At 68.7% G+C, this 25,991-nt stretch carries 27 protein-coding genes; 23 read left to right on the top strand and 4 right to left on the bottom strand.

All coding sequences use genetic code 11. The features are described from left to right. Nucleotides 1-18: 18 nt before the first annotated feature. The 11 genes from thiL to ilvA all read left to right on the top strand — a co-directional run bounded on the left by thiL (nucleotide 19) and on the right by ilvA (nucleotide 9,224). On the top strand, nucleotides 19-978 hold the full coding sequence (gene thiL / locus GO615_RS23955; protein ID WP_169132399.1) for a thiamine-phosphate kinase: 960 nt from the start codon (nucleotides 19-21) through the stop codon (nucleotides 976-978). Nucleotides 979-999: 21 nt separating this feature from the next. After that, nucleotides 1,000-1,479, top strand: a complete 480-nt coding sequence (locus tag GO615_RS23950) for a phosphatidylglycerophosphatase A family protein (RefSeq protein WP_169132397.1) — start codon at nucleotides 1,000-1,002, stop codon at nucleotides 1,477-1,479. A 4-nt stretch (nucleotides 1,480-1,483) separates the two neighbouring features. Next, nucleotides 1,484-1,963 carry a nicotinamide-nucleotide amidohydrolase family protein gene (locus GO615_RS23945; RefSeq protein WP_169132396.1) on the top strand — a complete coding sequence of 160 codons (480 nt, stop codon included), beginning with the start codon at nucleotides 1,484-1,486 and terminating at the stop codon, nucleotides 1,961-1,963. A gap of 85 nt (nucleotides 1,964-2,048) precedes the next feature. Continuing rightward, nucleotides 2,049-3,083, top strand: a complete 1,035-nt coding sequence (gene recA / locus GO615_RS23940; RefSeq protein ID WP_169132395.1) for a recombinase RecA — start codon at nucleotides 2,049-2,051, stop codon at nucleotides 3,081-3,083. Nucleotides 3,084-3,100: 17 nt separating this feature from the next. After that, nucleotides 3,101-3,550, top strand: a complete 450-nt coding sequence (gene recX / locus GO615_RS23935) for a recombination regulator RecX (protein ID WP_169132394.1) — start codon at nucleotides 3,101-3,103, stop codon at nucleotides 3,548-3,550. Beyond that, nucleotides 3,537-4,259: an LPS export ABC transporter ATP-binding protein gene (lptB, locus tag GO615_RS23930; protein WP_169132393.1), complete on the top strand. Its 723-nt coding sequence runs from the start codon at nucleotides 3,537-3,539 to the stop codon at nucleotides 4,257-4,259. The genes recX and lptB overlap by 14 nt, the downstream gene beginning before the upstream one ends. A gap of 21 nt (nucleotides 4,260-4,280) precedes the next feature. Further along, nucleotides 4,281-5,729 (top strand): RNA polymerase factor sigma-54, encoded by a 1,449-nt coding sequence (locus GO615_RS23925; RefSeq protein WP_169132392.1) that lies wholly within the window; start codon nucleotides 4,281-4,283, stop codon nucleotides 5,727-5,729. A 29-nt stretch (nucleotides 5,730-5,758) separates the two neighbouring features. Further along, nucleotides 5,759-6,085, top strand: a complete 327-nt coding sequence (gene hpf / locus GO615_RS23920; RefSeq protein ID WP_169132391.1) for a ribosome hibernation-promoting factor, HPF/YfiA family — start codon at nucleotides 5,759-5,761, stop codon at nucleotides 6,083-6,085. Between the two features lie 136 nt (nucleotides 6,086-6,221). After that, nucleotides 6,222-6,707: a PTS IIA-like nitrogen regulatory protein PtsN gene (ptsN, locus tag GO615_RS23915; protein ID WP_169132390.1), complete on the top strand. Its 486-nt coding sequence runs from the start codon at nucleotides 6,222-6,224 to the stop codon at nucleotides 6,705-6,707. Next, the gene (gene hprK / locus GO615_RS23910; RefSeq protein ID WP_169132389.1) at nucleotides 6,676-7,617 is read left to right on the top strand and encodes an HPr(Ser) kinase/phosphatase; all 942 of its coding nucleotides are present in this window, start codon (nucleotides 6,676-6,678) and stop codon (nucleotides 7,615-7,617) included. The genes ptsN and hprK overlap by 32 nt, the downstream gene beginning before the upstream one ends. A gap of 86 nt (nucleotides 7,618-7,703) precedes the next feature. Further along, nucleotides 7,704-9,224, top strand: a complete 1,521-nt coding sequence (ilvA, locus tag GO615_RS23905) for a threonine ammonia-lyase, biosynthetic (RefSeq protein ID WP_339380120.1) — start codon at nucleotides 7,704-7,706, stop codon at nucleotides 9,222-9,224. Here the strand turns inward: ilvA and GO615_RS23900 are convergent. Continuing rightward, the gene (locus GO615_RS23900; RefSeq protein WP_169132387.1) at nucleotides 9,203-9,820 is read right to left on the bottom strand and encodes a 5-formyltetrahydrofolate cyclo-ligase; all 618 of its coding nucleotides are present in this window, start codon (nucleotides 9,818-9,820) and stop codon (nucleotides 9,203-9,205) included. The genes ilvA and GO615_RS23900 overlap by 22 nt on opposite strands. A 39-nt stretch (nucleotides 9,821-9,859) precedes the next feature. Here GO615_RS23900 and GO615_RS23895 point away from each other — a divergent pair, with 39 nt between their 5' ends. Genes GO615_RS23895 through GO615_RS23880 form a run of 4 tightly spaced genes read left to right on the top strand, consistent with a single transcriptional unit; the run spans nucleotide 9,860 to nucleotide 14,730 of the window. Continuing rightward, on the top strand, nucleotides 9,860-11,791 hold the full coding sequence (locus GO615_RS23895; RefSeq protein ID WP_169132386.1) for a lytic transglycosylase domain-containing protein: 1,932 nt from the start codon (nucleotides 9,860-9,862) through the stop codon (nucleotides 11,789-11,791). A gap of 32 nt (nucleotides 11,792-11,823) precedes the next feature. After that, nucleotides 11,824-12,792, top strand: coding sequence for a complex I NDUFA9 subunit family protein (locus tag GO615_RS23890; protein ID WP_169132385.1), 969 nt, complete (start codon nucleotides 11,824-11,826; stop codon nucleotides 12,790-12,792). Between the two features lie 40 nt (nucleotides 12,793-12,832). Continuing rightward, entirely contained in the window at nucleotides 12,833-13,489 is a 657-nt protein-coding gene (locus GO615_RS23885) for a glutathione S-transferase family protein (RefSeq protein ID WP_169132384.1), read from the top strand. After that, nucleotides 13,489-14,730, top strand: coding sequence for a multifunctional CCA addition/repair protein (locus GO615_RS23880; RefSeq protein WP_169132383.1), 1,242 nt, complete (start codon nucleotides 13,489-13,491; stop codon nucleotides 14,728-14,730). The genes GO615_RS23885 and GO615_RS23880 overlap by 1 nt, the downstream gene beginning before the upstream one ends. 39 nt (nucleotides 14,731-14,769) lie before the next feature. Here GO615_RS23880 and GO615_RS23875 read toward each other — a convergent pair whose 3' ends face one another. Next, complete coding sequence (locus GO615_RS23875; RefSeq protein ID WP_169132382.1) at nucleotides 14,770-14,964, bottom strand: DUF2905 family protein; 195 nt, start codon at nucleotides 14,962-14,964, stop codon at nucleotides 14,770-14,772. Nucleotides 14,965-15,112: 148 nt separating this feature from the next. On the opposite strand from GO615_RS23875, the gene GO615_RS23870 reads away from it, so the two are divergent. Then, nucleotides 15,113-15,919, top strand: coding sequence for an alpha/beta hydrolase (locus GO615_RS23870; protein ID WP_169132381.1), 807 nt, complete (start codon nucleotides 15,113-15,115; stop codon nucleotides 15,917-15,919). Between the two features lie 219 nt (nucleotides 15,920-16,138). Then, on the top strand, nucleotides 16,139-16,348 hold the full coding sequence (locus tag GO615_RS23865; protein WP_169132380.1) for a hypothetical protein: 210 nt from the start codon (nucleotides 16,139-16,141) through the stop codon (nucleotides 16,346-16,348). Nucleotides 16,349-16,444: 96 nt separating this feature from the next. Here GO615_RS23865 and GO615_RS23860 read toward each other — a convergent pair whose 3' ends face one another. Further along, nucleotides 16,445-17,605 (bottom strand): class I SAM-dependent methyltransferase, encoded by a 1,161-nt coding sequence (locus GO615_RS23860; RefSeq protein ID WP_169132379.1) that lies wholly within the window; start codon nucleotides 17,603-17,605, stop codon nucleotides 16,445-16,447. Between the two features lie 198 nt (nucleotides 17,606-17,803). Here GO615_RS23860 and GO615_RS23855 point away from each other — a divergent pair, with 198 nt between their 5' ends. From GO615_RS23855 to GO615_RS23830, 6 genes are all read left to right on the top strand, one after another. Then, nucleotides 17,804-18,550 (top strand): pteridine reductase, encoded by a 747-nt coding sequence (locus GO615_RS23855; protein WP_169132378.1) that lies wholly within the window; start codon nucleotides 17,804-17,806, stop codon nucleotides 18,548-18,550. A 149-nt stretch (nucleotides 18,551-18,699) separates the two neighbouring features. Continuing rightward, entirely contained in the window at nucleotides 18,700-19,668 is a 969-nt protein-coding gene (gene ttcA / locus GO615_RS23850) for a tRNA 2-thiocytidine(32) synthetase TtcA (RefSeq protein WP_169132377.1), read from the top strand. A gap of 125 nt (nucleotides 19,669-19,793) precedes the next feature. Next, the gene (locus GO615_RS23845; protein WP_169132376.1) at nucleotides 19,794-20,642 is read left to right on the top strand and encodes an adenylate/guanylate cyclase domain-containing protein; all 849 of its coding nucleotides are present in this window, start codon (nucleotides 19,794-19,796) and stop codon (nucleotides 20,640-20,642) included. A 205-nt stretch (nucleotides 20,643-20,847) separates the two neighbouring features. Next, nucleotides 20,848-21,267, top strand: coding sequence for a YqaA family protein (locus GO615_RS23840; protein WP_169132375.1), 420 nt, complete (start codon nucleotides 20,848-20,850; stop codon nucleotides 21,265-21,267). Nucleotides 21,268-21,284: 17 nt separating this feature from the next. Next, a complete protein-coding gene (locus GO615_RS23835) occupies nucleotides 21,285-21,644 on the top strand; it encodes a RidA family protein (RefSeq protein ID WP_169132374.1) in 360 nt (119 codons plus the stop codon). Between the two features lie 146 nt (nucleotides 21,645-21,790). Beyond that, the gene (locus GO615_RS23830) at nucleotides 21,791-25,678 is read left to right on the top strand and encodes a DUF3683 domain-containing protein (protein ID WP_169132373.1); all 3,888 of its coding nucleotides are present in this window, start codon (nucleotides 21,791-21,793) and stop codon (nucleotides 25,676-25,678) included. 122 nt (nucleotides 25,679-25,800) lie between these two features. Here the strand turns inward: GO615_RS23830 and GO615_RS29250 are convergent, their stop codons facing one another. Next, entirely contained in the window at nucleotides 25,801-25,935 is a 135-nt protein-coding gene (locus tag GO615_RS29250) for a Txe/YoeB family addiction module toxin (RefSeq protein ID WP_339380121.1), read from the bottom strand. Between the last annotated feature and the right edge of the window lie 56 nt (nucleotides 25,936-25,991).

Here is a 25,991-nt window from a genome sequence, read left to right as displayed (position 1 = left end):
AACCGCGCCCGCCCCCCCATGCCCTCCGAGTTCGACCTCATCCGCCGCCACTTCACCCGCCCCGCACGGCACACGACCCTGTCGGTCGGCGACGACGCGGCATTGCTCACGCCACGCGCGGGCATGCAACTGGCCGTATCGACCGACATGCTGGTCGCCGGCACGCATTTCTTCGCCGACGCCGAGCCCAAGGCGCTGGGCTGGAAGACGCTCGCGGTCAATGTTTCCGACCTCGCCGCGATGGGCGCCGAACCGCGCTGGGCCGTGCTGGCCTTGTCGCTGCCGGCGGCAGACGAAGCGTGGATCGCGGCCTTCGCGCGCGGCTTTTTCGCCTGCGCCGACGCATTCGGCGTCGATCTCGCGGGCGGCGACACCACACGCGGCCCGCTGAACCTGTGCGTGACCATCTTCGGCGAAGTGCCGGCGGGCGCCGCGATCACGCGCGGCGGCGCGCGAGCCGGCGACGACCTGTGGATCACCGGAAAACCGGGCCACGCCGCACTCGGCCTCGCGCACCTGCGCGGCGAAGCGGCGCTCGCGCCCGCAGCGGCACATACCTGTCTCGCTGCCCTGCACCGCCCGCAACCGCGCGTCGCCTTCGGGCAGGCGCTGCGCAGCGTCGCCAGCGCGATGCTCGACGTCTCCGACGGCCTGCTCGGCGATCTCGGCCACATCCTCGAATCCTCCGGCTGCGGCGCGCGCATCGAGGTCGAAGCGCTGCCGCTGGCCGCCCTGCGTGCCTGCGGGGCCGACGAAGCCCTCGCGCGGCGCTGCCTGCTGTCCGGCGGCGACGACTATGAGCTCCTCTTCACCGCGGCGCCGTCACGACGCGAGCACCTCGCCGCCCTCGCCGGCAAGCACGGACTGCCGCTGTCGCGCATCGGCACGATCACCGCGAAGACCGACGAACTCGTACTTCGCGAAGCCGACGGGCGCGAGCACACCACGGCCCACGCCGGCTACGACCATTTCGCCTGAATCCTCCAGCCCAAGCCGTCCATGCGCCCCACCGTCCGCCTGCTCCTGAGCCACCCCGCCCACTTCATCTCGCTCGGCTTCGGCTCGGGCCTCTCGCCGCGCGCCCCCGGCACCGCCGGCACCCTCGCCGCCTGGCTGCTCTACCCGCTGCTGCGCGCGCCGATCTCGGATTTCGTCTTCCTCGCGCTGCTCGCGAGCTTCTTCGTCGCCGGCATCATCGCCGCCGACCGCACCGGCCGCGCCCTGGGCGCATCGGACCACGGCGCGATCGTGTGGGACGAGATCGTCGCGTTCTGGCTGGTGCTGTTCTTCGCCCCGCCCGGCCTCGCGTGGCAGGCGGCGGCCTTCGTGCTGTTCCGCTTCTTCGACATCGTCAAGCCGCAACCCATCCGCTGGGCCGACAGCCGCATCGGCGGCGGCTTCGGCGTGATGCTCGACGACCTGATCGCCGCCGGCTATGCGATTCTCGCGCTTGCGGTGCTGAAGCATTTGCTGGGGTGATCCGATGAACGACGACGAACTGCACGCCCTGTCGCGCCGCGTCGGCGACTGGCTCGCCGCGCGCGGTGCCACGCTCGCCTGCGCCGAATCCTGCACCGGCGGCTGGGTCGCCGAGACCGTCACCGCCACCGCCGGCAGCTCCGGCTGGTTCGACCGCGGCTTCGTGACCTATTCCAACGAGGCCAAGCAGGAACTCCTCGGCGTCGCCGCGGCGACGCTCGCCGGCAGCGGCGCGGTCAGCGAGGAGACGGTGTGCGAAATGGTCGCCGGCACCCTCGCGCACAGCCGCGCACGCTTTGCCCTCGCGGTTTCCGGCGTCGCCGGCCCCGGCGGCGGCACCGCCGCCAAGCCGGTCGGCATGGTGTGCTTCGCGTGGGGCGAACGTGACGGCGAGCTGCGCAGCGAAACCGTTCACTTCACCGGTGACCGCACTCGGATCCGGCGCCAGGCGGTCATCCACGCACTCGCCGGCTTGATGACATAATCATTTTCAGGGCACCGTAATAGTGACCTGCAGCGCACCAGCAATCTCTGTGCCATAATTCCCCAACGTTTTGAAAGGACAGGACATGGACGACAACAAGGCCAAGGCCCTCGCCGCCGCGCTCTCGCAGATCGAGAAGCAGTTCGGCAAGGGTTCGATCATGCGGATGGGCGACGGCAACGTCGAGAAGGACATCCAGACCGTCTCGACCGGCTCGCTCGGACTCGACATCGCGCTCGGCCTCGGCGGACTGCCGCGCGGCCGCGTCGTCGAGATCTATGGCCCGGAATCGTCCGGCAAGACCACGCTGACGCTGCAGGTCATTGCCGAGATGCAGAAGCTCGGCGGCACCGCTGCCTTCATCGACGCCGAGCACGCCCTCGACGTCGGCTACGCCGAGAAGCTCGGCGTGAACATCACCGACCTGCTGATCTCGCAGCCCGACACCGGCGAGCAGGCGCTCGAGATCGCCGACATGCTGGTGCGCTCGGGCGGCGTCGACATCGTCGTCATCGACTCGGTCGCGGCACTCACCCCCAAGGCCGAAATCGAGGGCGAGATGGGCGACCAGCTCCCCGGCCTGCAGGCCCGCCTGATGAGCCAGGCGCTCCGCAAGCTCACCGCCAACATCAAGCGCACCAACACGCTGGTGATCTTCATCAACCAGATCCGCATGAAGATCGGCGTGATGTTCGGCAACCCGGAGACCACCACGGGCGGCAATGCGCTCAAGTTCTACGCCTCCGTGCGCCTCGACATCCGCCGTACCGGCGCGATCAAGAAGGGCGACGAGGTCGTCGGCTCGGAGACGCGCTGCAAGGTCGTCAAGAACAAGGTCTCGCCCCCGTTCAAGGAAGCGCACTTCGACATTCTCTACGGAGAGGGCATCTCGCGCGAAGGCGAGATCATCGACCTCGGCGTCGAGAAAAAGATCGTCGACAAGGCGGGCGCCTGGTACTCCTACCAGGGCGACAAGATCGGCCAGGGCAAGGACAACACGCGCGAATTCCTGCGCGGCAATCCGGCGCTCGCGCGCGAGATCGAGAACAAGGTGCGCGTCGCGGTCGGCCTCAAGGAACTGCCGGCCGAGCCCGCGCAACCGGCTGCCGAGGCGGCCTGACGCCCCTTCACGGGATCATGCCGGAGACGAGCCTGCGGGAACGCGCGTTGCGGCACCTCGCGCGCCGCGAGCACTCGCGCGCCGAGCTCGCCCGCAAGCTCGCCCCGCACGGCTCCGCCGACGAGATCGAAGACGTGCTCGACCGCATCACCGAACTGGGCCTGCTCAGCGACCACCGCTTCGCCGAAGCCTGGGTGCGCAGCAAGGCCGCCCGCTTCGGCACCGCGCGGCTGCGCCGTGAGCTCGCCCAGCGCGGCGTCGGACGCGACACGATAGACGCCGCACTCGATGTCGAGGCGGTCGAGGATGACGTCGAACGCGCCCGCACCGTGTGGCGCGGCAAGTTCGGCGCCACGCCGGCCGACGCGCGCGAGTGGGCCAGGCAGGCGAGATTCCTGCAGGGGCGCGGCTTCGGCACCGACGTGATACGCAAGATATTGAAAGAGAACCCCGATGAGTCTGCTTAAGGTCGCCGGACTGCAGAAGCGCTACAAGGCGCGCACCGTCGTCCACGATGTCGGCTTCGAGGTCGGCAGTGGCGAAGTGGTCGGCCTGCTCGGCCCCAACGGCGCCGGCAAGACCACCTGCTTCTACATGATCGTGGGCCTCGTGCGTGCCGACGGCGGCGACATCCGCCTCGACGACGCCGAGCTCACGCACCTGCCCGTGCACGCGCGCGCGCGCCTCGGCCTGTCCTACCTGCCGCAGGAAATGAGCGTGTTCCGCAAGCTCACCGTCGCCGAGAACATCCGCGCCGTGCTGGAGCTGCGGGGCCTCGGCAGCGCACGCGTCGACGAGCTTCTCGAGGAACTCCTCGAGGAACTGGGCATCGCGCACCTGCGCGACAACACCTCGGTCTCGCTGTCCGGCGGCGAACGGCGCCGCTGCGAGATTGCCCGCGCGCTCGCGACCGACCCGCGCCTGATCCTGCTCGACGAGCCCTTTGCCGGCGTCGACCCGATCGCCGTGCTCGATATCCAGAAGATCATCCGCTTCCTGCGCGACCGCGGCATCGGCGTGCTGATCACCGACCACAACGTGCGCGAGACGCTCGGCATCTGCAACCGTGCCTACATCATCAGCGAAGGCCGCGTGCTCGCCAGCGGACGCCCCGACGAGATCGTCGCCAACGAACAGGTTCGCCGCGTCTATCTCGGCGAGCATTTCCGCCTCTGAGCCCACTATCGGCGAAGCGCCATGAAACCGTCCCTCCAGCTCAAGATCTCCCAGCACCTCACGCTGACGCCGCAGCTGCAGCAATCGATCAAGCTGCTGCAGCTGTCCACGCTGGAGCTGAACCAGGAGCTGGAACGCTTCCTCCTCGAGAATCCCATGCTCGAGCGCGAGGACGGCGACGGCAGCGATTTTTCGCCGGGCGCGGCCCAGGGCTCGAGCGAGCCGAGCGAAGCCGCCGGCAACCAGACCGAAACACCTGCCTCCCCCGAGGAGGCGCATGGCGAGAGCGAGCCGGCAAGCTTCGACGAAGCCGGCGAATGGTCGAGCGCGAGCAGCGGCTCCTCGAACCGCGACGATGACGATGACACCGATTTCCAGGAACTGCAGGCCGCCGGCACCAGCCTGCGCGACCACCTCGACCAGCAGGTGAGCCTGTCGCCGCTGTCCGACCGCGACCGCGCGCTGGTGCGCTTCATCATCGAGGCGCTGGACGAGGACGGCTACCTCAACCAGTCGCTCGAGGAACTGCTGCCGCTGCTGCCGCCCGAGCTCGAATACGACCTCGACGACCTCTCGATCGCGCTGCACCACGTGCAGAACCTCGACCCGGCCGGCATCGGCGCGCGCAACCCGCAGGAATGCCTGAGCCTGCAGCTCAGGGCAATGCCCTCCTGCCCGACGCGCGACCTCGCGCTGAAGATCGTCGACGAGCACCTCGACCTGCTCGCCGAGCGCAACTTCCTGCGCATCAAGCGCGCCACCGGCTGCGACGACGACGCGCTGCGCGCCGCGCACGCGCTGATCTGCCGTCTCGACCCGCATCCGGGCTCCCAGCACTCGGTGCAGGAGACGCGCTACATCCTGCCGGACGTCGTCGTGCGCAAGGTGCGCAACCGCTGGACGGTCACGCTCAACCCCGAGGCGATGCCCAAGCTGCGCATCAATTCGCTCTACGCCAGCATCCTGCAGCAGAACCGCGGATCGGGCGGCGCACTCACCAGCCAGCTGCAGGAAGCACGCTGGCTGATCAAGAACGTGCAACAGCGTTTCGACACCATCCTGCGGGTTTCGCAGGCGATCGTTGACCAGCAGCGGCAGTTCTTCGATTATGGAGATGTGGCGATGCGACCCCTGACGTTGAGGGAGATCGCGGACCAGCTCGAGCTGCACGAGTCGACGGTCTCGCGGGTCACGACGCAGAAGTTCATGGCCACACCGCGCGGCGTGTTTGAACTGAAGTATTTTTTCGGCAGCCACGTTGCCACCGACACCGGTGGGGCGGCATCTTCCACGGCGATTCGGGCGCTGATTCGCCAGCTGGTGGAGGCCGAAGACAGGAAGAAGCCCCTGTCCGACGCGAAAATTGCCGAATTGTTGGGCCAGCAGGGTATCGTGGTGGCACGCAGGACGATTGCGAAGTACCGCGAGTCACTCAATATCCCGCCGGTCAGCCTGCGCAAAGCGATCTGAAAGACGATCTGACAATACGAGGAATCATCATGAATCTCACCATCACCGGACATCACGTCGAAGTCACCCCCGCGATCCGCGAGTACGTCAACACCAAGCTGGATCGCGTCATCCGCCACTTCGACAACGTGACCAGCGTCAACGTGATCCTGTCGGTGGAGAAGCTGCGCCAGAAGGCGGAAGTCACGCTGCACGTGCGCGGCAAGGACATCTACGTCGAGAGCGAGGACGGTGACATGTACGCCGCGATCGACAGCATGGCCGACAAGCTCGACCGCCAGGTGCTCAAGTACAAGGGCAAGAACCACGACCACGGCCACGACACGCTGAAGCACCAGCAACCGACCGAGCTGTGATCCTTTAGTTCACGCCGGGGGTCCGGGGTGTGTTTATAATTCGCGCGTTTTCAACCCGCGCCTGCCGCACACCCCGAGCCTCCTCCCGCCTCCGATCGGCAGCGGCACGGCCCGTGTCGTGCAGGTGGTGACCCGCATGAGCCTCATCGCCGAACTCCTGCCTCCTTCGAACGTCGTCATCGATCTGGACGCGAGCAGCAAGAAGCGCGTCTTCGAACAAGCCGGCCTCCTGTTCGAGAACAATCAGGGCATCGCCCGCAGCGTCGTCTTCGACAGCCTGTTTTCACGTGAACGCCTCGGCTCGACCGGCCTGGGCCAGGGCATCGCCATTCCCCACGGCCGCATCAAGGGCCTGAAGGACGCCGCCGGCGCCTTCCTGCGCCTTTCGGTCCCGGTGCAGTTCGACGCCCCCGACGGCCGCCCGGTGACGATGCTGTTCGTGCTGCTGGTGCCCGAGCAGGCCAACGAGACCCACCTGCAACTGCTCTCCGAGCTCGCACAGATGTTCAGCGACCGCGATTTCCGCGAGCAACTGCAGAACGCACCCGACGTCGCAACGATCCATTCGCTGTTCGCCTCCTGGGGCCCGCATGCGGCAGACCAGCGTCGCGCGGCTGTATGACCTGCACCGCGAACAGCTGGAGCTGACGCACGTCAGCGGCCGGCTGGATCGGGTCATCTCGGTCAACGAAGAGCGCATCTGGCCAGCCGACCTCGTCGGCCACCTCAACCTGATCCACCCGACGCGCATCCAGATCCTGGGCGCGGCCGAACTCGCGTGGGCGCAGCGCCATGCGCGCGACAAGGTCGCCCACCACCTCACCGAGATCATCGGTGCGCGCCCGCCGGCGATCATCGTCGCCGACGGCTGCGCGATCCCCGACATCCTGCGCGGCATCTGCGAATACGCCGACGTCGCGCTGATCACGACGCCGCAGCCCTCCGCGAGCGTGATCGACCAGTTGCGCCTGTACATGTCGCGCGAGCTCGCCGAGAAGATCTCGCTGCACGGCGTGTTCATGGACGTGCTCGGCATCGGCGTGTTCATCACCGGCAGCTCCGGCGCCGGCAAGTCCGAGCTCGCGCTGGAGCTGATCTCGCGCGGCCATGGCTTGGTCGCCGACGACATCGTCGAGTTCTCGCGCATCGCGCCGACGGTGCTCGAAGGGCGCTGCCCGGAGATGCTGAAGGACTTCATCGAGGTGCGCGGCCTGGGCATCCTCAACATCCGCACGATCTTCGGCGAGACCGCCTGCCGGCGCAAAATGCGCCTGCGCCTGATCGTGCATCTGGAACGCCGCCTGCCGGGCCAGTCCGACCCCTCGCGCCTGCCGGTGCAGCGCGAGACGCAGGACATCCTCGGCGTGCCGGTGATCCGCACCACCCTACCGGTCGCGGCCGGACGCAACATCGCGGTGCTGCTCGAAGCTGCCGTGCGCTCGACCATCCTGCAGTTGCGCGGCATCGATTCGACGCAGGAATTCATCGACCGCCAGCAGCGCCTGCTCGACGCGGACGGCGAAACCCTCTGAACGGCACCGCCGGCAAGACGCTTGCCGCAGTGCCGCATCGGCTGATACGCTCAATGTCTTTGCGCCGCCCCGCGAAGGCTTCCCCGATGACTGCCGCAACACCGGATTACCTGGAAAAGATCCTCAATGCCCGCGTCTACGACGTGGCCGAGGAAACGCCGCTCGACCTCGCCACGAACCTCTCGGAGCGCGTGCATAACCGCATCCACCTGAAGCGCGAGGACATGCAGCCGGTGTTCAGCTTCAAGCTGCGCGGCGCGTACAACAAGATGGCGCACCTGTCGCCGCAGGCCCTCAAGCGCGGTGTGATCTGCGCCTCGGCGGGCAACCACGCGCAAGGCGTCGCGCTCTCCGCGCAGCGCATGGGCGTGCGCGCAGTGATCGTGATGCCGACCTCCACGCCGCAGATCAAGGTCGAGGCGGTCAAGGCGCGCGGCGGCGAGGTGGTGCTCGCGGGCGACTCCTACTCCGACGCCTACGCCCACGCGGTGGAACTCGAGAAGACCGAGAAGCTGACCTTCGTCCATCCCTACGACGACCCGGACGTGATCGCCGGCCAGGGCACGATCGGCATGGAGATCCTGCGCGCGCACCCGGACCCGATCCACGCGGTGTTCTGCGCCGTCGGCGGCGGCGGCCTGATCGCCGGCGTGGCGGCCTACATCAAACGCCTGCGCCCCGAAACCAGGATCATCGGCGTGGAGACCGTGGACGCCGACGCGATGACGCGCTCACTCGCCGAAGGCCGGCGCGTCGAGCTCGAGCAGGTCGGGCTGTTCGCCGACGGCACTGCGGTGAAACTTGTTGGCGAGGAGACCTTCCGCCTGTGCCAGCAGTACGTCGATGAGATGATCCTGGTCGACAACGACGCGATCTGCGCGGCGCTCAAGGATGTGTTCGAGGACACACGCTCCATCCTCGAGCCCTCGGGCGCCCTCGCGGTCGCCGGCGCGAAGGAGTACGCGAAACGCCACAACCTGCACGGCAAGAACCTGGTTGCCGTGGCTTCCGGCGCGAACATGAACTTCGACCGCTTGCGCTTCGTCGCCGAGCGCGCCGAGGTCGGCGAACAGCGCGAGGCAGTGTTCGCAATAACGATCCCCGAGCGGCCGGGCTCCTTCCGCAAGTTCTGCAGCCTGATCGGCAACCGTCACATCACCGAGTTCAACTACCGCTACGCCGATCCGCAGCGGGCCCACATCTTCGTCGGCGTCGCGGTGCATAACCGCGCCGAGGCGACGCGCGTGGTCGAGATGCTGGAACGCCACGAGCTGCCCGCGGTGGACCTGACCGACGACGAGATGGCGAAGAGCCACATCCGTTACATGGTCGGCGGCCGGGCACCGCACGTGAACAACGAACTGGTGTACCGCTTCGAATTCCCCGAGCGTCCCGGCGCGCTGATGAACTTCCTCACCAGCCTGCATTCGGACTGGAACATCAGCCTGTTCCACTACCGCAACCACGGCTCCGATTTCGGCCGCGTGCTGGTGGGCATGCAGGTGCCGCCCGAGGACAAGGGCGCCTTCCAGGACTTCCTCGACCGGCTCGGCTATGAATACGCGGACGAGTCGGCCAATCCTGCCTACCGCATGTTCCTGGGCTGAGCGGGGAAGGCGCCGGCCTCGGTGACGATCCAGTCCATCGGACGATCGTGCGGCTGGGGCCACACGTCATCGACCCGCGCGAACTCGAAGCCCAGCCCCACCGCGACGGGATCCATCACCGCCAGGGTGCGGTCGAAGTATCCGCCGCCGTAGCCGACGCGGTAGCCCGCGGCGTCGAAGGCGTTGCACGGCACGAGGATCATGTCGGGAACGACCGCCTCGCCGTGCGCCGGATGCGGGATGCCGTGGCGATCGAGCGGCATTTCCATGCCGGGAATCCAGCGGCGGAACTCCATCGGGCCGGCCTGATGCGGCACCACGGGCAGCAGCGCGACGCGCGCGCTGTCCGCCGCCAGCCAGTGCGTGACCCAGGCACGCAGGTCCGGCTCGCCGCGGTAGGGCCAGCAGAAGCCCAGGCTCGTCGGCGCCAGGCGAGCGACGAGTTCGCCGAGATGGATTTCCAGATGGCGCATCAGCGCGGCGCGATGCGTCGCCGTGAGCGCCTGACGCGCGGCGATGGTGCGGGCGCGCAGGGCGCGGCGCTGCTCGGAGGGATCGGCGGAATCTATGCCGGGGGCAGGATGGGCGGAATTCACTGTGGTATGGTCGGGCTGATTGAAAGGGGATGGTAAGGGATGGCAAAGGGTTTGTGGGCGGCGCTGGCTCTGACGCTGGCGAGCCTGACGCAGGGAGCCTTCGGGCAGATCGGGGACGACCGCATCCTCGCCGCGCGCGAGGCGCTGCGCACCGGCGACCGTGCAATGCTGGAGCGCCTCGCTGCGGAGCGCGAGCCGCACGTGCTCGATCCCTACGTGCGCTACTGGCGGCTGACGAACATCCTCGCCCGTCCCGAAGCGCCGCCGGTCGACGAGCTCAACGAATTCCTGCTGCGTGAGGCCGACAGCCTGCTCGCCGAGCGGCTGCGCGCGGACTGGCTGCGACGCATGGCGCGCGAATACGACTGGAGCGGTTTCCTTCAGGTGTACGCGGACCTGCGCGAACCGGACGCGGAGCTGCGCTGCCTGCAGCGCAATGCGCGCCTGGAGTCGGGCGACCTGAGCGTGCTGGAGGAGGTCCGCGCACGCTGGATGGAGCTCGCGGACAACCATAGCGCCTGCGAGCCGGTGTTCCGCACGCTGACCTTGGCGGGCCACATCGGCAGCGACGAGCTGTGGTGGCGCGTGCGGCGGCAGGTCGACAGCCGCAACCCATCGAACGCGCGCGCGACGCTGTCGTGGATGCCGGGCGCCGACGCGCCGCCGCTCGCCGACTTCGACCGCATGATGAAGAGCCCGGCGGCCTGGCTCGACCGCCTGCCGGCGAACTTCGCCCTCTCGCGCGCGGGACGCGAGCTGGCACTGGCCGCGCTGGTCCGGGTCGCGCGCGAGGACGTGTCGTCCGCCTACGCGCGCTTCGCACGCATCGAGGAGCGGCTGGGCGCCGAAGAGCGCGCCTACATTCACGCGACCCTCGGTCATCACGGGTCCTTGCAGGGCTCGCCGGGGGCGGTGCGCTGGTTCCGCGCCGCCGGCAAGGTGCCGATGAGCGCCGAGCAGCGCGCGTGGCGCGTACGCGCCGAGCTGCGCGTCGAGGACTGGCGCGGCGTGCAGACGGCGATCGAGGGCCTCGCCGCGACCGAGCAGACACAGCCGGAGTGGACCTACTGGCTCGGCCGCGCGCTCGCCGCACAGAACCGGCCGGCCGAGGCTGCGGCGCTGTTCCAGCGCATCGCCGGACAGCCCGGCTTCTACGGCATCCTCGCCGGCGAGGAGCTCGGCAAGCTCTTTGCCGCCCCCGCGCGCAACGGCAACATCACGGCCGAGGACATGGCGCGCGCCGAGGCCGACCCCGGCCTGCGCCGCGCGCTCGCGCTGTACCGGCTGGAGATGCGCACCGAAGGCATGCGCGAGTGGAACTGGTCGCTGCGCGGCCGCGACGAGGCCTTCCTGGTCGCCGCGGCACGGCTTGCGCTGCGCAACGAGATCTACGACCGCGCGATCAACACCGCCGAGCGCACCGACCCGCAGGCGAACTACGACCTGCGCTTCCTCACGCCGTATCGCCAGCTCATCGAGCCCCAGGTGCGCCAGCAGGGACTGGACATGGCCTGGGTGTATGGCCTGATGCGCCAGGAAAGCCGCTTCATCGCACCGGCACGCTCGAGCGCAGGCGCCCAGGGCCTGATGCAGGTGATGCCTGCCACGGGCAAGTGGGTCGCGCGCAAGATCGGCCTCACCGGTTATCACCAGGGCATGCTGACCGACCCGGACACCAACGTGCTGCTGGGCACGAGCTACATGCGGCTGATCCTCGAGGATCTCGACGACCATCCGGTACTCGCGTCGGCCGGCTACAATGCGGGACCCGGGCGCGCACGAAAATGGCGCGACGAACGTCCGCTCGAAGGCGCGATCTATGCAGAGACGATCCCGTTCGAGGAAACGCGCGACTATGTGAAGAAGGTGATGGCGAACGCGGTGATCTATGCCGCGATGCTGGAGGCGAAGCCGCAGTCGCTGAAGGCCCGCCTCGGCACGATCTCGCCGCGGCTGACGGCGGAGCCCTAGGGGTCGCCGGTCCCGCGCAAGGAGGCTGCAACATGAAACTGGAACGCGTCGTACTCGTCGGCGGCACCGGGTTTGTGGGCCGCGCCATCGCAAACCGCCTGTCGCGCGAAGGCGTGGCCGTGCTGGTGCCCACGCGGCGCCATACACATGCGGGCGCGCTGCTGCCGATTCCCACGGTCGAGGTGGCGCAGGCCGACGTCCATGACCCGGCGAGCCTGTCGCAGCTGTTCGCCGGCGCCGACGCCGTCGTGAACCTCGTCGGCATCCTGCACTCGCGCCCGGGCAAGCCCTACGGTCCCGACTTTGCACGGGCCCACGTCGAGCTGCCGCGCAAGATCGTCGCCGCCTGCCGGGCAGCCGGCGTCGCGCGCCTCGTGCATATCAGCGCGCTCGGGGCGGCGGCCGAAGGCCCGTCCGAATACCAGCGCTCCAAGGCCGCCGGAGAGGAGGCGATACGCGCGGCCGGCGATGCGCCGGCGTGGACGATACTGCGCCCGTCGGTGATCTTCGGCCGCGAGGACAATTTCCTCAACATGTTCGTCCGCCTCGCGCAGCTCTTCCCCGTGCTGCCGCTCGCGGGTGCGCATGCGCGCTTCCAGCCGGTGCATGTCGATGACGTCGCCGAGGTCGTGTGGCGCAGTCTCACGGAGCCCTCGGCACGCAGCCAGACTTACGAAGTGGCGGGGCCGAAGGTGTATACCCTGCGCGAGCTGGTCGAATACGTCAGCGAACTCTCCGGGCGTCCGCGCCCGGTGATCCCGCTGCCCGAGGGCCTCGCACTGCTGCAGGCGCGGCTGATGGAACTCGCGCCGCGACCGCTGATGAGCCGCGACAACGTGCGCTCGATGCGCGTCGACAACGTCGCCGGCGGCGCCCCCCTGCCCTTCGGCATGCAGCCCGCCGGGCTCGAGGGGCTCGCGCCGACCTGGATCGGCGAGGGGCATCTGCGCGCCCGCTACTACCCGATGCGCAGCCGCGCGCGCCGCCCGCGCCACGGCTGAGCCTTCCGTTGCACCCCGACACCCCCACGGAGACGAGCGCATGAAACTGATCATCGGCAACAAGAACTATTCGTCCTGGTCCCTGCGTCCCTGGATGGCGGCACGCGCCAGCGGCCAGTCCTTCGAGGAGATCCGCATCCCGCTGTTCATCGAGGGCAGCCGCGAGCGCATCCTGCAGCACTCGCCCTCGGGCAAGGTGCCTTGCCTGATCGACCACGGCCTCGCGGTATGGGATTCGCTGGCGGTGTGCGAATACCTGGCGGAAAAGTCGCCCTCGCTGTGGCCGTCCGATCCCGCGGCACGCGCGGTGGCGCGCGCGATCAGCGCGGAAATGCACTCGAGCTTCCAGGACCTGCGCGAGAACATGCCGATGAACATCCGCAAGGACTACGCCGGCAAGGGCCACACGCCGGGCGTCGACGCCAACATCGCACGCATCGAGGCGATCTGGAACGACTGCCGCGCGCGCTTCGGGGCGAAGGCCAATGCGGGCGGACCGTATCTCTTCGGCGCCTTCTCGATCGCGGACGCGATGTACGCCCCGGTCTGCTTCCGCTTCAAGACCTACGGCGTGCAGCCGGCGGGTGCCGCCGCCGAGTATCTCGCGGCGATGCTCGCCCACCCGGCGATGAAGGAATGGGAGGCGGCGGCACGCGCGGAGACCGAATCCATCCCCGCCGAGGACCTGTACGGCTGATGCGCTGCTATGTCGTCGGCGGCGCCGTGCGCGACCGCCTGCTCGGCCTGCCGGTGCAGGATCGCGACTGGGTGGTCGTCGGCGCCACGCCCGAGGAGATGCTCGCACGCGGCTTCCGCCCGGTCGGCAAGGACTTCCCCGTCTTCCTGCATCCGCGGACCAACGAGGAATACGCCCTCGCGCGCACCGAACGCAAGAGCGGACACGGCTACACCGGCTTCGTCGTACATGCCGCGCCCAACGTGACGCTGGAAGACGACCTGCTACGGCGCGACCTGACGATCAACGCGATCGCCGCGGACGAGGATGGCACGCTGATCGACCCCTACGGCGGCCAGGCGGACCTCGCCGCGCGCGTGTTCCGCCACGTGAGCCCGGCCTTTGCCGAAGACCCGGTGCGCATCCTGCGCGTCGCGCGCTTCGCCGCGCGTTTCGGCGATTTCACGGTCGCACCGGAGACGCTGGCGCTGATGCGCGCGATGGTCGCCGACGGCGAGGTCGACCACCTCGTGCCCGAGCGCGTATGGCAGGAACTCGCACGCGGGCTGATGGAGGACGTGCCCTCGCGCATGCTGCGGGTGCTGCGCGACTGCGGCGCGCTGGCGCGCATCCTGCCTGAGGTGGACCGCCTGTTCGGCGTGCCGCAGCCGGTGGAGCACCACCCCGAGGTCGACACCGGCGAGCACGTGCTGCTGGTGCTCGACCACGCCGCGAAGACGCAGCAGCCGCTACCCGTGCGCTGGGCCTGCCTGATGCACGACCTCGGCAAGGGCGACACGCCGGCCGACATCCTGCCGCACCACTACGGCCATGAGGCGAAGAGCGCGACGCGCGCGCGCACGGTGTCGGAGCGCCTGCGCGCGCCGGTCGAATGCCGCGACCTGGCGGTGATCTTCGCGCGCGAGCACGGCATCCTTCACCAGGTCGATAAGCTACGTCCGGAAACCATGGTCAAGGTGCTCGAGACGGTCGACGCGCTGCGCCGGCCCGAACGCTTCGCCCTGCTGCTGGAAGCCGCCGCCTGCGACTACCACGGCCGCCCAGGCCGCGAGGCGCCCTACGTCCGTGCCGAGCGCTGGCGTGCGGCGCTGGCCGCGATCCAGGGCGTGGATGCGGGCGCGATCGCGCGTGCCTGCGACGACAAGGCGCAGATCCCGCAGCGCGTGCATGCGGCGCGCGTCACCGCGGTCAGGGCGCTGGGCGGCCGGAGCGCTGCCGACGCGGGCCGCGATGCGAATTGAATTCGCGCCGCACGCCGAACCAGTGGGCGCTGCCCCCGCTCACAGTGCCCGCAGGACGGCCCATGCCACCAGCGAAAGGAGGATCGTGCTGGTAAACGGCAGATGAAACGGTCGGCCGAAGACGCGAAAATGCAGGTCGCCGGGCAGGTGGCCGAAGCGCAACCGCGCCAGTCCGGGCCGGAACAGGCCGATTACCAGTACCATCAGCACGATCACGACGAGCCACTTCAACACGCGCTGCTCCGGCAAATAAACATGCATTAGACCCCGCGAGGCCGCGCCGCCGCAACGTGCCCGCCCGCCACAAGAAGACGCCAGGAATGACCGACACCACTTCCCCAACCTCGCCCACCGGAAGTCCCGTTGCAGCGGAGCTCCGCCCATGAACGCCAACCGTTTCGGCGACCTCGAAGTCCTCGCCTGCAGCCCGTCCGGCAAGCCCGCCTTCGCGACGCCGCTGCTCTTCATCCACGGCGCCTACACTGGCGCCTGGTGCTGGGCGGAGCACTTCCTGCCCTACTTCGCCGACGCCGGCTACACCTGCTATGCGGTGTCGCTGTCGGGGCACGGCGGCAGCCGGCGGCACGCCGCGCTCGACACGCTGTCGATCGACGACTACGTGCGCGACGTCGCCGAAGTCGTCACCCGCCTGCCCGCGCAACCGGTGCTGATCGGCCACTCGATGGGCGGGATGGTCGTGCAGAAGTACCTCGAGCGCGCCGGCGTGCCCGCCACGGTACTGCTGTGCTCGGTGCCGCCGCAGGGACTCATGGGCTCGGCGATCGGGCTGATCTTCAACAAGCCCAACCTCATCCACGACCTCAACAGCATGCTCAACGGCGGGCACCCCGCACCGGAGAGCCTGCGCGAGGCGCTCTTCCACCAGCCCGTCGACGACGCCGCGCTGATGCGCTTCTACCGCCAGTGCCAGCCCGAATCGCATCGCGCGATCTGGGACATGACGCTGTTCAACCTGCCGCAGCCGGCGCGTATGCACCGCCCGCCGATGCTGATCCTGGGCGCGGAGCACGATCACCTCATCCCGCCCGCGCAGGTGTCGATGACCGCAGCGATGTACGGCGAGCCCGCGCACATCTTTCCCGGCCTGGGCCACGGCGTGATGCTGGAACGCGACTGGCGCACGGTCGCCGACCACATTGCCGCGTGGCTTCCGACACAGATTGTTTGATCACGCGCTGGAAATCGTCATCATTCCCATTCATGATGGAAGCGAGGGTGCGAGGAGGCACCCTCGCCAGCTCCGTCACGGAACGTGATTCCGCGCCGTGCCGGAGTTGAAAACAAAGCGCGAGCCCGCACATACGGAGCAAGGGATTAAGGAATCGGACGCGGCTGCCGATAGTTCACCCAGGTAGCCGGATCACCCGAGCACGCAGCGGAGGCCAACATGGTGACGATCATGGACATGACGACGGGCAAGGCCATCGAGGAGCCGACGGAAGAGTACGGCGACGAGGTCCTCAACGCGAACTGGCTGCCGCCGCAGCCGGAAGTCGCGGCAAGGCTGCAGGAAGTCGAGCACGCGGCACATGAAGCGCAGCTGCCGCCGATCGACGTCGAACATTTCCTCGAAGCGGTGTACCGCTACCAGGAATGAACGGCCCGGCCGTTGCGCGCGAAACCGCGCCGCAGCGCCGGCCCGCAAGCGATGACGCGCCCGCGCCGGCCGGCGCGGGCGGCGTGTTACGTCCCGCTACAGTGCGTGCAGTCGATCGCCGCGCATGAAGCCCAGCAGCGGCTCGGCGATGCCGCGCCCCACCGCGAGCACCTTGAAGAGCTCCCCCATCTCCTGCGGCGTCGTCAGGCGCTGCACGGCGCGCGCCGCGCGGATGTAGTCCGCGCTCTCCTCCGGCGCGCGCCGCGCGAGGCAATCCAGCACCCCGCAGTTGAACAGGAAGGCCGCCTGGTTGGTGTAACCCAATACGTCCAGCCCGGCGTCGAACGCGGCTTCCGCGACGGCGGTGAAATCGACGAAGGCGGTGATGTCGTTCAGCCCCGGCCACAGGAAGGGGTCGGGATGCGCGTTGTGGCGGTAGTAGCACAGCAGCGTGCCGCTCGAACGCGAAGGCAGGTAGTACTCGGCGCGTGGATAGCCGTAGTCGATCAGCAAGAGCGCGCCGCGTTCCAGCCGCGCGGCCCACTCGCCGATCCATGCGCGCCCGGCGAGGTTGATCTCGGTGACGTACTCGGCGCTGTCCGAACGCGGCAGCTCGAGCGCGGCGGCCGCGGCGGCGACCGCGCCGGTGGCGGGCGAATCCGCCCAGCGCAGCACGCCCTCCCCGTCGACCGCCACGCCGCGTTCGTACAGCGCGTCGCCGCGCGTGGCGACCAGATGCACAGGCATTACGTCGAGCACCTCGTTCGCCACCACGGCGCCGGCGAAGCGCTCGGGCAGCGTGTCGAGCCACTGCACGCGCGGGGCCAGATGCGGCGCCTTCGCCGCCAGCGTGTCGAACTGGCGCTCGCGCAGTTCGCCCGAGACTTCCAGGATGCCGTAGCTCTCCGGCGCGCAGCCGCGGCGCTCGAGCTCCAGCAGCAGGTCCGCGGCGAGCAGGCCGGTGCCGGCGCCGACCTCGATCACGTGCGGGGAGGAGGCGCGCATCACCTGCTCGACCTGCGCCGCGAGCGCCTGGCCGAACAGCGGCGTGAGTTCCGGCGAGGTGATGAAGTCGCCGCCGGGACCGAACTTTCGCGCGCCGCCGCTGTAATACCCCAGGCCCGGCGCATACAGCGCGAGCTCCATGTAGCGCGAGAACGGGATCCAGCCGCCGGCCTCGGCAATGGCGGCGGTGATCGTGCGGAGAAGGCGCGTGCTCTGTTCGAGGGCGTCGGCGGAAGGTTCGGGCAGGGACATGGGCGAAGTGCGACGGAAAACGCGTATTCTAACCGGCGCGCCGCAGTCCCCGCGGAGGCCGCTGCCTCCCCGCGCGGGACGGCTTCGCCGTGGGAGCGGCTTCAGCCGCGAAGGGGCGGCTCCGCTCATGGCACGACCGATTCGCGGCTGAAGCCGCTCCCACACGACCGCACACGCTATTCACAAGCCCCTTCGACCATGGACAAGCAGGACACTCCCGTCATCCTCATCACCGGCGCCGCACGGCGCGTCGGCGCCGAAATCGCGCGAACGCTGCATGCCGCGGGCGCGAACGTGGTGCTGCATTACCGCAGCTCGGGCGGCGACGCCGATGCGCTCGCCGACGCACTGAACCGCGTGCGCCCCGGCTCGGCCTGGACGGCACACGCCGACCTGCAGGAAGACGGCGCCCCCGAGGCCCTCGCTGACGCCGTGCTGGCGCGCCACGGCCGCCTCGATGCACTGGTGAACAACGCGTCGAGCTTCTTCCCCACGCCGCTCGGCACGATCGATGCCGCAGCCTGGAGCAACCTGATCGGCTCCAACCTGAAGGGGCCGCTGTTCCTGTCGCAGGCCCTCGCCCCGGCGCTGCGCGCGGCGCGCGGTGCGATCGTGAACATTGTCGACATCCACGCCGAGCGCCCCCTGCGCCACTACCCGCTGTACTGCGCCGCCAAGGCCGGGCTGCTGGGGCTGACCAGGGCGCTCGCGGTCGAGCTCGCCCCCGAGGTGCGCGTGAACGGCGTATCGCCGGGCGCCGTGGACTGGCCCGAGGATGGCCAGATCGCGCCCGCCGAGCAGGACCGGATCGTGCGCCACACGCTGCTCGGCCACAGCGGCAGCCCCGCCGACATCGCCCGCACCGTGCGCTTCCTGGTGTTCGACGCGCCCTACATCACCGGCCAGATCCTCGCGGTCGATGGCGGGCGCAGCGCGCACCTTTGAGTGAGCCTTTAGCCCGACCTCCGAATTCCGTTCGCCCCGAGCCTGTCGCAGCCCTGCCAGCGCCCTTCGACAGGCTCGGGCGAATGGAGACGCTAAGCCCCCGCGCGCAAAGGTATAATCCGCCCCGTCTTTCCTGCAGGACTCCCGCCGTGAACGCCCCCGCCGCTGCCGCCAAGGCAGCCCTCCCGACCCCCGACGCACTCGCCGCCGAGGCTCGCCATCCCGCCGCAGCGGGCGACGCCCGCTTCTCCAACACCTTCCTGCGCCTGAAGAAGAAGCTCGAGCGCGGCGTCGGCAAGGCGATCGCCGACTTCAACATGATCGGCGAAGGCGACACCGTGCTGGTGTGCGTGTCGGGCGGCAAGGACTCCTACACGCTGCTGTCCTGCCTGATGGCGCTGCGCGAGCGCGCTCCGGTGAACTTCCGCATCGTGGCGATGAACCTGGACCAGAAGCAGCCCGGCTTTCCCGCCGACGTGCTGCCGGCCTACTTCGAGTCGATCGGCATCGAGTACCGCATCGTCACCGAGGACACCTACTCGATCGTCAAGGACAAGATCCCCGAGGGCAAGACGACCTGCTCGCTGTGCTCGCGCCTGCGCCGCGGCATCATCTACCGCGTCGCCAAGGAGATCGGCGCCACGCGCATCGCGCTCGGCCATCACCGCGACGACATGATCGAGACGCTGTTCCTCAACATGTTCTTCGGCGGCAAGCTGAAGGCGATGCCGCCGAAGCTGGTCAGCGACAACGGCGAGCACGTCGTGATCCGCCCGCTCGCCTACTGCACCGAGAACGACATCGCGCGCTTCGCGCGCACGATGGACTTCCCCATCATCCCGTGCAACCTGTGCGGCTCGCAGGAGAATGCGCAGAGGAAGCAGATCAAGAACATGCTGCAGGGCTGGGCGCGCGAGTTCCCCGGGCGCATCGAGTCGATCGCGACGGCGATGACCCAGGTCGTGCCCTCGCACCTCGCCGACAATTCGCTGTTCGACTTCCGCGGCCTCACGCGCGACACCCTGGTGGCCGAGGGCGACATCGCCTTCGACCGCCCCGAACTGCCCGCGCCGAGCCGCGTGATCCCCATCGTGAGTGAATTCACGGACGAGGACTGAGCGCCTATGCCGGCGGCTTGCGTCGCCGCTACCATTTGACGATCATTTCCAGACCCCGCGACTTCACCTCCAGCAGCGCCCGGCAGCCCCCCCCGCCGGCCCGCAACAGCAACGGAATCCCGGCCATGACCGAGCCGAACAACGTCTGCGTCCTCGTCGTCCAAATACCCGGAGCGGACCGTATCGCCGAGGCGCTCGAGCCGACCGAGGCGCGGCGAGCGCTGGAGCGCTGCATGCACCGCATCGACCTTGCCATCGAGGCCCACGGCGGCACGGCGGAGCGACGCGCCGACGCCGGCGTGTGCGCGAGTTTCCGGCATGGCGACGCGGCGGTGCTCGCCATCTGCGAGATGTTCGACCGCGTGCAGAGCCTGCCGCCGCTGCGCGGCCTGCGCATGACGATCAGCGTCGGCCTGCATTGCGGAACCGGTGCGGAGGACGCAGAACGCGGCGCCACGCGCCTGGCGGAGACGGCCAAGCCGGGGCACGCCCTTGCGAGCGAGGCCGTCGTCACGCAACTGTCGGCCACCGGACGGCAATTCGTCGCCACCTCGCCCTCGCGCAACCCCGCGCTTGCGGGCCTGGGCTGGACCGCCTTCGCGGTGGCGCGCCAGCCCGCCGCTGCCTCGACTCCAGTCGACAAACCGGTCGAGCCGCGCGTGCGCATCCGCCACGGGCAGGACACCCTGTTCGTGGACCATGCACGCCCGGTCGTGCTCCTCGGACGCGAGCTTGGCAACGACATCGTGATCGCCGACCCGCGCGCGTCGCGCCAGCATGCACGCATCGAGCGTCGGCGCGACGGCTTCGTGCTGATCGACCAGAGCACCAACGGCACCTTCCTCGCCGACGACAGTGGCAAGGAGAGCTGCATCAAGGGCGCCGAGCTGGTGCTCGCAGGTAGCGGGCGCATCGGCTGCGGCTTTTCGGCGAACGAGGTCGAGCGCGAGCTGGTGTTCGTCGACATCGTCTGATGCACCTGGCCGAAGTGGATGCAAGGCCCGACGAGGCGGGACGCGGCAACGCACGAAGGGCCATGTGGGAGCGGCTTCAGCTGCAAATGGACCGCACCGCGTGCGACAACGCCCATTCGCGGCTGAAGCCGCTCCCACAGGAAGCCCGCCCCCCGTTCGGCGCTGAAGCCGGCCCCACTGGGGAAATACCGGCGCAGGCTCGCCGATGAGCTTCCTGACCCTGCTCGACCCCGGCCCGGACGCCGGGCTGGCCGCCCTCTTCGTGTCGAGCTTCCTGTCGGCGACGCTGCTGCCGGGCGGCTCGGAGCTGGTGCTCGCCGGCGTCCTGAGCCTGCGCCCGGAACAGCTCATGGCCGCCGTGGCGCTCGCGACGCTCGGGAACACGCTGGGCGGGATGAGCACCTGGGGCCTCGCGCGCCTGCTGCCGCAACGCGCCGACACCACCCGCCTCGACTGGGTGCGCCATCACGGCGCGCCGGTGCTGCTGCTGTCGTGGGCGCCCGTCGTCGGCGACGCCCTGTGCGCGGCCGCCGGATGGCTGCGCCTGCCCTGGCTAGCCTGCCTGCTGTGGATGGGGCTCGGCAAGCTGCTACGCTACGCCCTCATCGCCTTTTCCGTCACCTGAGCTTTTCGTCACTCCCCATGAACATCCAGCGCCTGGGCACCACCGCCCGCTATTCCGACATCGTCATCCACAACGGCACCGCCTGGATCGTCGAGGTTCCCGCCAGCGAAGACGCCGACGCCGGGACACAGACGAGCGAGATCCTCGCGAGCCTCGACACCCTGCTGACCCGCGCCGCAAGCAGCCGCGAGCGCCTGCTCTCGGCAACGATCTACCTCACCGACATGGCCGACTACGACGCGATGAACGCCGTGTGGGACGCGTGGCTGCCGGCCGGCACGGCCCCGTCGCGCGCCTGCGTGCAGGTTGCCGGGCTGGCGCGGCCGGGCTGGCGGGTGGAGATCGCCGTGGTTGCCGCAAGCGCGCACCGGGACTGAACTTTCGCGCGCAAAACTGTCCGAAAACAGGACCAACCCGCTGGAAAATCAAGACCCTACGAATTAAAGGGGCTTGAAGCGCGCGTATATTGCACTGCGGTAAGTTACAATTTGCGGTTCACTGCCGTCCGGTACCGGAAGATCTCATGACCCAACGCCTGCGCGAGATTCCATATAACTACACCTCGTTCTCCGACCGCGAGATCGTCATCCGCCTGCTCGGCACCGACGCGTGGCAGATACTGAACACGCTGCGCGACGAACGCGTCACCGGCCGCTCGGCGCGCATGCTGTACGAGGTGCTGGGCGACATCTGGGTCGTGCAGCGCAATCCCTACCTGCAGGACGATCTGCTCGGGAACCCGGAGCGCCGCCAGGCGCTGATCGAGGCGCTGCGCCACCGCCTGACCGAAGTCGAGAAGCGCCGCGAGGAAAGCGCGACCGAGGACCCGGAGCGCAGCGGGAAGGTCGCGAGGCTGGTCACAGCCGCACACGGCGCGGTGGACCGCTTCGCCGCCTTTTTCACCGAGACGGGTGCGCTGCGCAGGCAGACGATGAAGGCGCTGGCGCGCCACACGCGGCGCGACAACATCTGCTTCGACGGCCACGCGCGCGTCTCCCACGTCACCGACGCCACCGACTGGCGCGTCGAGTACCCCTTCGTGGTCCTGTACCCCGACACCGAAGAGGAGATGGCGCCGCTCGTGAAGAGCTGTATCGAGCTCGGGCTCACGATCATTCCGCGCGGCGGCGGCACCGGCTACACCGGCGGCGCCGTGCCGCTCGATGCCCGTTCGGTGGTCATCAACACCGAGAAGCTGATCGACCTCGGCAAGGTCGAGGAAATGCTGCTGCCCGACGGCAGCGGCAATCCGGCCCTGTCCTACATGACGATCCGCACTGGCGCGGGCGTCGTCACCGAGCGCGTGGCCGAAGCCGCCGCCGGGGCAGGCCGCGTGTTCGCCGTCGACCCGACCTCCGCGAGCGCCTCGTGCATCGGCGGCAACATCGCGATGAACGCCGGCGGCAAGAAGGCCGTGCTGTGGGGCACCGCGCTCGACAACCTGGCGTGGTGGAAGATGGTCACGCCCGACGGCAACTGGCTGGAGGTCGAGCGCCTCGACCACAACTTCGGCAAGATCCACGAGCAGGAGACCGTGCGGTTCCGCCTGCGCCGCTTCGACGCCGCGAACTACGCGCTGCTCGGCGAGGATATCCTCACGCTGCCGGGCGCCTCGTGCCGCAAGACCGGGCTGGGCAAGGACGTCACCGACAAGTTCCTCGGCGGCGTGCCGGGCGTGCAAAAGGAAGGCACGGACGGCCTGATCGTCGCCGCGCGCTGGGTGCTGCACAAGATGCCGCCGGTGACGCGCACCGTGTGCCTGGAATTCTTCGGCCAGGTGCGCGAGGCGGTGCCGGCGATCGTCGAGATCACCGACTGGTTCAAGCCCGGCGCCGAGGGCGCACGCCTGGGCGTGCAGCTCGCCGGCCTCGAGCACCTCGACGAACGCTACGTGAAGGCGGTCGGCTACACGACCAAGGCCAAGCGCCACGGCCGGCCGAAGATGGTGCTGATCGGCGACATCGTCGGCCATGACGAGGCCGCCGTGATGGCCGCCGCCTCGGAAGTCGTGCGCATGTGCAACGTGCGCGCCGCCGAAGGCTTCATCGCCGTGAGTCCCGAGCAGAGGAAGCGCTTCTGGCTGGACCGCTCGCGCACCGCGGCGATCTCGCGCCACACCAACGCGTTCAAGGTGAACGAGGACGTCGTGATCCCGCTGCCGCGCATGGGCGACTACTGCGACGGCATCGAGCGCATCAACATCGAGCTGTCGACGCACAACAAGCTCGAGCTGTGCGACGCGCTGAGCGAATTCCTGCAGGGCGACCTGCCGCTGCACCAGGGTGACGCGAACCTTTCCGCCGAGGAACTGATCGGCGACCGCCGCCAGGCCGCGCTCGACTATGTCGCCAGCGTGCGCCGGCGCTGGCAGTGGCTGCAGGACAATCTCGACCTGCCGCTCGCGCAGGCCGAAGCCGCTTTCGGCGAGTATGGCGTGCACGCCGGCGAGCTGACCAACCGCGCCGCGAATCCGAAGCTCTTCCACCGCCTGCAGGACTACTCGGTACGCACCTCGTGGAAGACCGAGCTCAAGCCGCGCCTCGACAAGATCTTCGACGGCGTGCTGTTCCGCCCCGTGCTCGCGCGCATCGAGGAAGTGCACAAGGAAGTGCTGCGCGGCCGCGTCTTCGTCGCGCTGCACATGCACGCCGGCGACGGCAACGTGCATACCAACATCCCGGTGAACTCCGACCACTACGAGATGCTGCAGACCGCGAACCGCGCGGTCGACCGCATCATGGCGCTGGCGCGTTCGCTCGACGGCGTGATCTCGGGCGAGCACGGCATCGGCATCACCAAGCTCGACTATCTCACCGACGAGGAGATGGCGAACTTCTGGTCGTACAAGCAGAAGGTCGACCCGGAAGGCCGCTTCAACCGCGGCAAGCTGATGCGGGGCGGAAACCTCGACAACGCCTACACGCCCAGCTTCAACCTGATGGGCCACGAATCGCTGATCATGGAGCAGACCGAGATCGGCGACATCGCGCACGACATCAAGGACTGCCTGCGCTGCGGCAAGTGCAAGCCGGTGTGCTCGACGCACGTGCCGCGCGCGAACCTGCTGTACAGCCCGCGCAACAAGATCCTCAGCACCTCGCTGCTGATCGAGGCCTTCCTGTACGAGGAGCAGACGCGGCGAGGCGTGTCGCTCGCGCACTGGGCCGAGTTCGAGGACGTCGCCGACCACTGCACCGTGTGCCACAAGTGCGAGAAGCCGTGTCCGGTCGATATCGACTTCGGCGACGTATCGATCAAGATGCGCAACCTCCTCAGGAAGCAGGGCAAGAAGAGCTTCAACCCCGGCAAGGCCGCGGCGATGGCCTTCCTCACCGCGAAGGATCCGGCGACGATCAAGCTGATCCGCACCGGCATGCTCCAGTGGGGCTACAAGGCGCAGCGCCTCGGCCACCGCATCGGCAAGTCGCTGGGCCTGATCCAGTCGCAGGTGAAGGCGCCGCCCGCGACGCTGGGCAAGCCGCCGATCAAGGCGCAGGTGATCCACTTCATCAACAAGCCCATGCCCGGCAACCTGCCCAAGCGCACCAGCCGCGCGCTGCTCGACATCGAGGACGACAAGGTCATCCCGGTGATCCGCAACCCGCAGGTGAAGCGCGACGAATCGGAAGCCGTGTTCTACTTCCCCGGCTGCGGCTCGGAGCGCCTCTTCAGCCAGGTCGGCCTCGCGACGCAGGCGATGCTCTACCAGGTCGGCGCCACGACCGTGCTGCCGCCCGGGTATCTGTGCTGCGGCTACCCGCAGACCTCGGCGGGCGAGGACGACAAGGGCCAGCAGATCACGACGGACAACCGCGTGCTGTTCCACCGCGTCGCCAACACGCTGAACTACCTCGACATCAAGACCGTGATCGTGTCCTGCGGCACCTGCATGGACCAGCTGTTGAAGTACCAGTTCGACAAGATCTTCCCCGGCTGCCGCCTGCTCGACATCCATGAGTACCTGATGGAGAAGGGCCTGAAGCTGGAGGGGGTCACGGGCACCAAGTACATGTACCACGAGCCCTGCCACACGCCGATGAAGGTGCATTCGGGCATCAAGGTCGCCAACGAGCTGATGGGCACGCGCGTCGATCTGAGCGACCGCTGCTGCGGCGAGTCGGGCACACTCGCGGCCGCCCGCCCCGACATCTCGACCCAAGTGCGTTTCCGCAAGCAGCAGGAGATCGAGAAGGGTGCGGCCGCGCTGCGCGACGGCGGCCACGATCCGGTCAAGATCCTGACCTCCTGCCCGTCCTGCCTGCAGGGGCTGTCGCGGTATGCGAACGATGCGGGCGGGGTGGAAGCGGACTACATCGTCGTCGAGATCGCCAAGCACGTGCTGGGCGAGAACTGGATGCCGGAGTACGTGCAGCGCGCCAACAACGGCGGTATCGAGCGGGTGCTGCTGTAACGCGTTCCCTCGGGGACTTTATCCGTGGGAGCGGCTTCAGCCGCGAACGGGCGCCGATTCGCGGCTGAAGCCGCTCCCACTGAACACCGGCCCCGCGCCCGCGCCGACTAGCCGACCCGAGCTCAATCGTAGTGCCCGCGCACCTGCGCGATGACCACCTCGTCGTCGACGACCTTGTAGATGACGCGGTGCTCGTCGTCGGTGCGCCGCGACCAGTAACCGCTGAAGTTGAACTTGAGCGCCGCCGGCGGGACGATAATCGGGCATGGCCCTCACCCTGTCTCTTATACACCTCTCCGAGCCCACGAGACAA

Source organism: Aromatoleum evansii (assembly GCF_012910805.1).
Classification (GTDB): Bacteria; Pseudomonadota; Gammaproteobacteria; order Burkholderiales; family Rhodocyclaceae; genus Aromatoleum; species Aromatoleum evansii.
The sequence above is the reverse complement of the archived record's forward strand: the minus strand, read 5'-3'. Positions and strand labels throughout refer to the sequence as shown.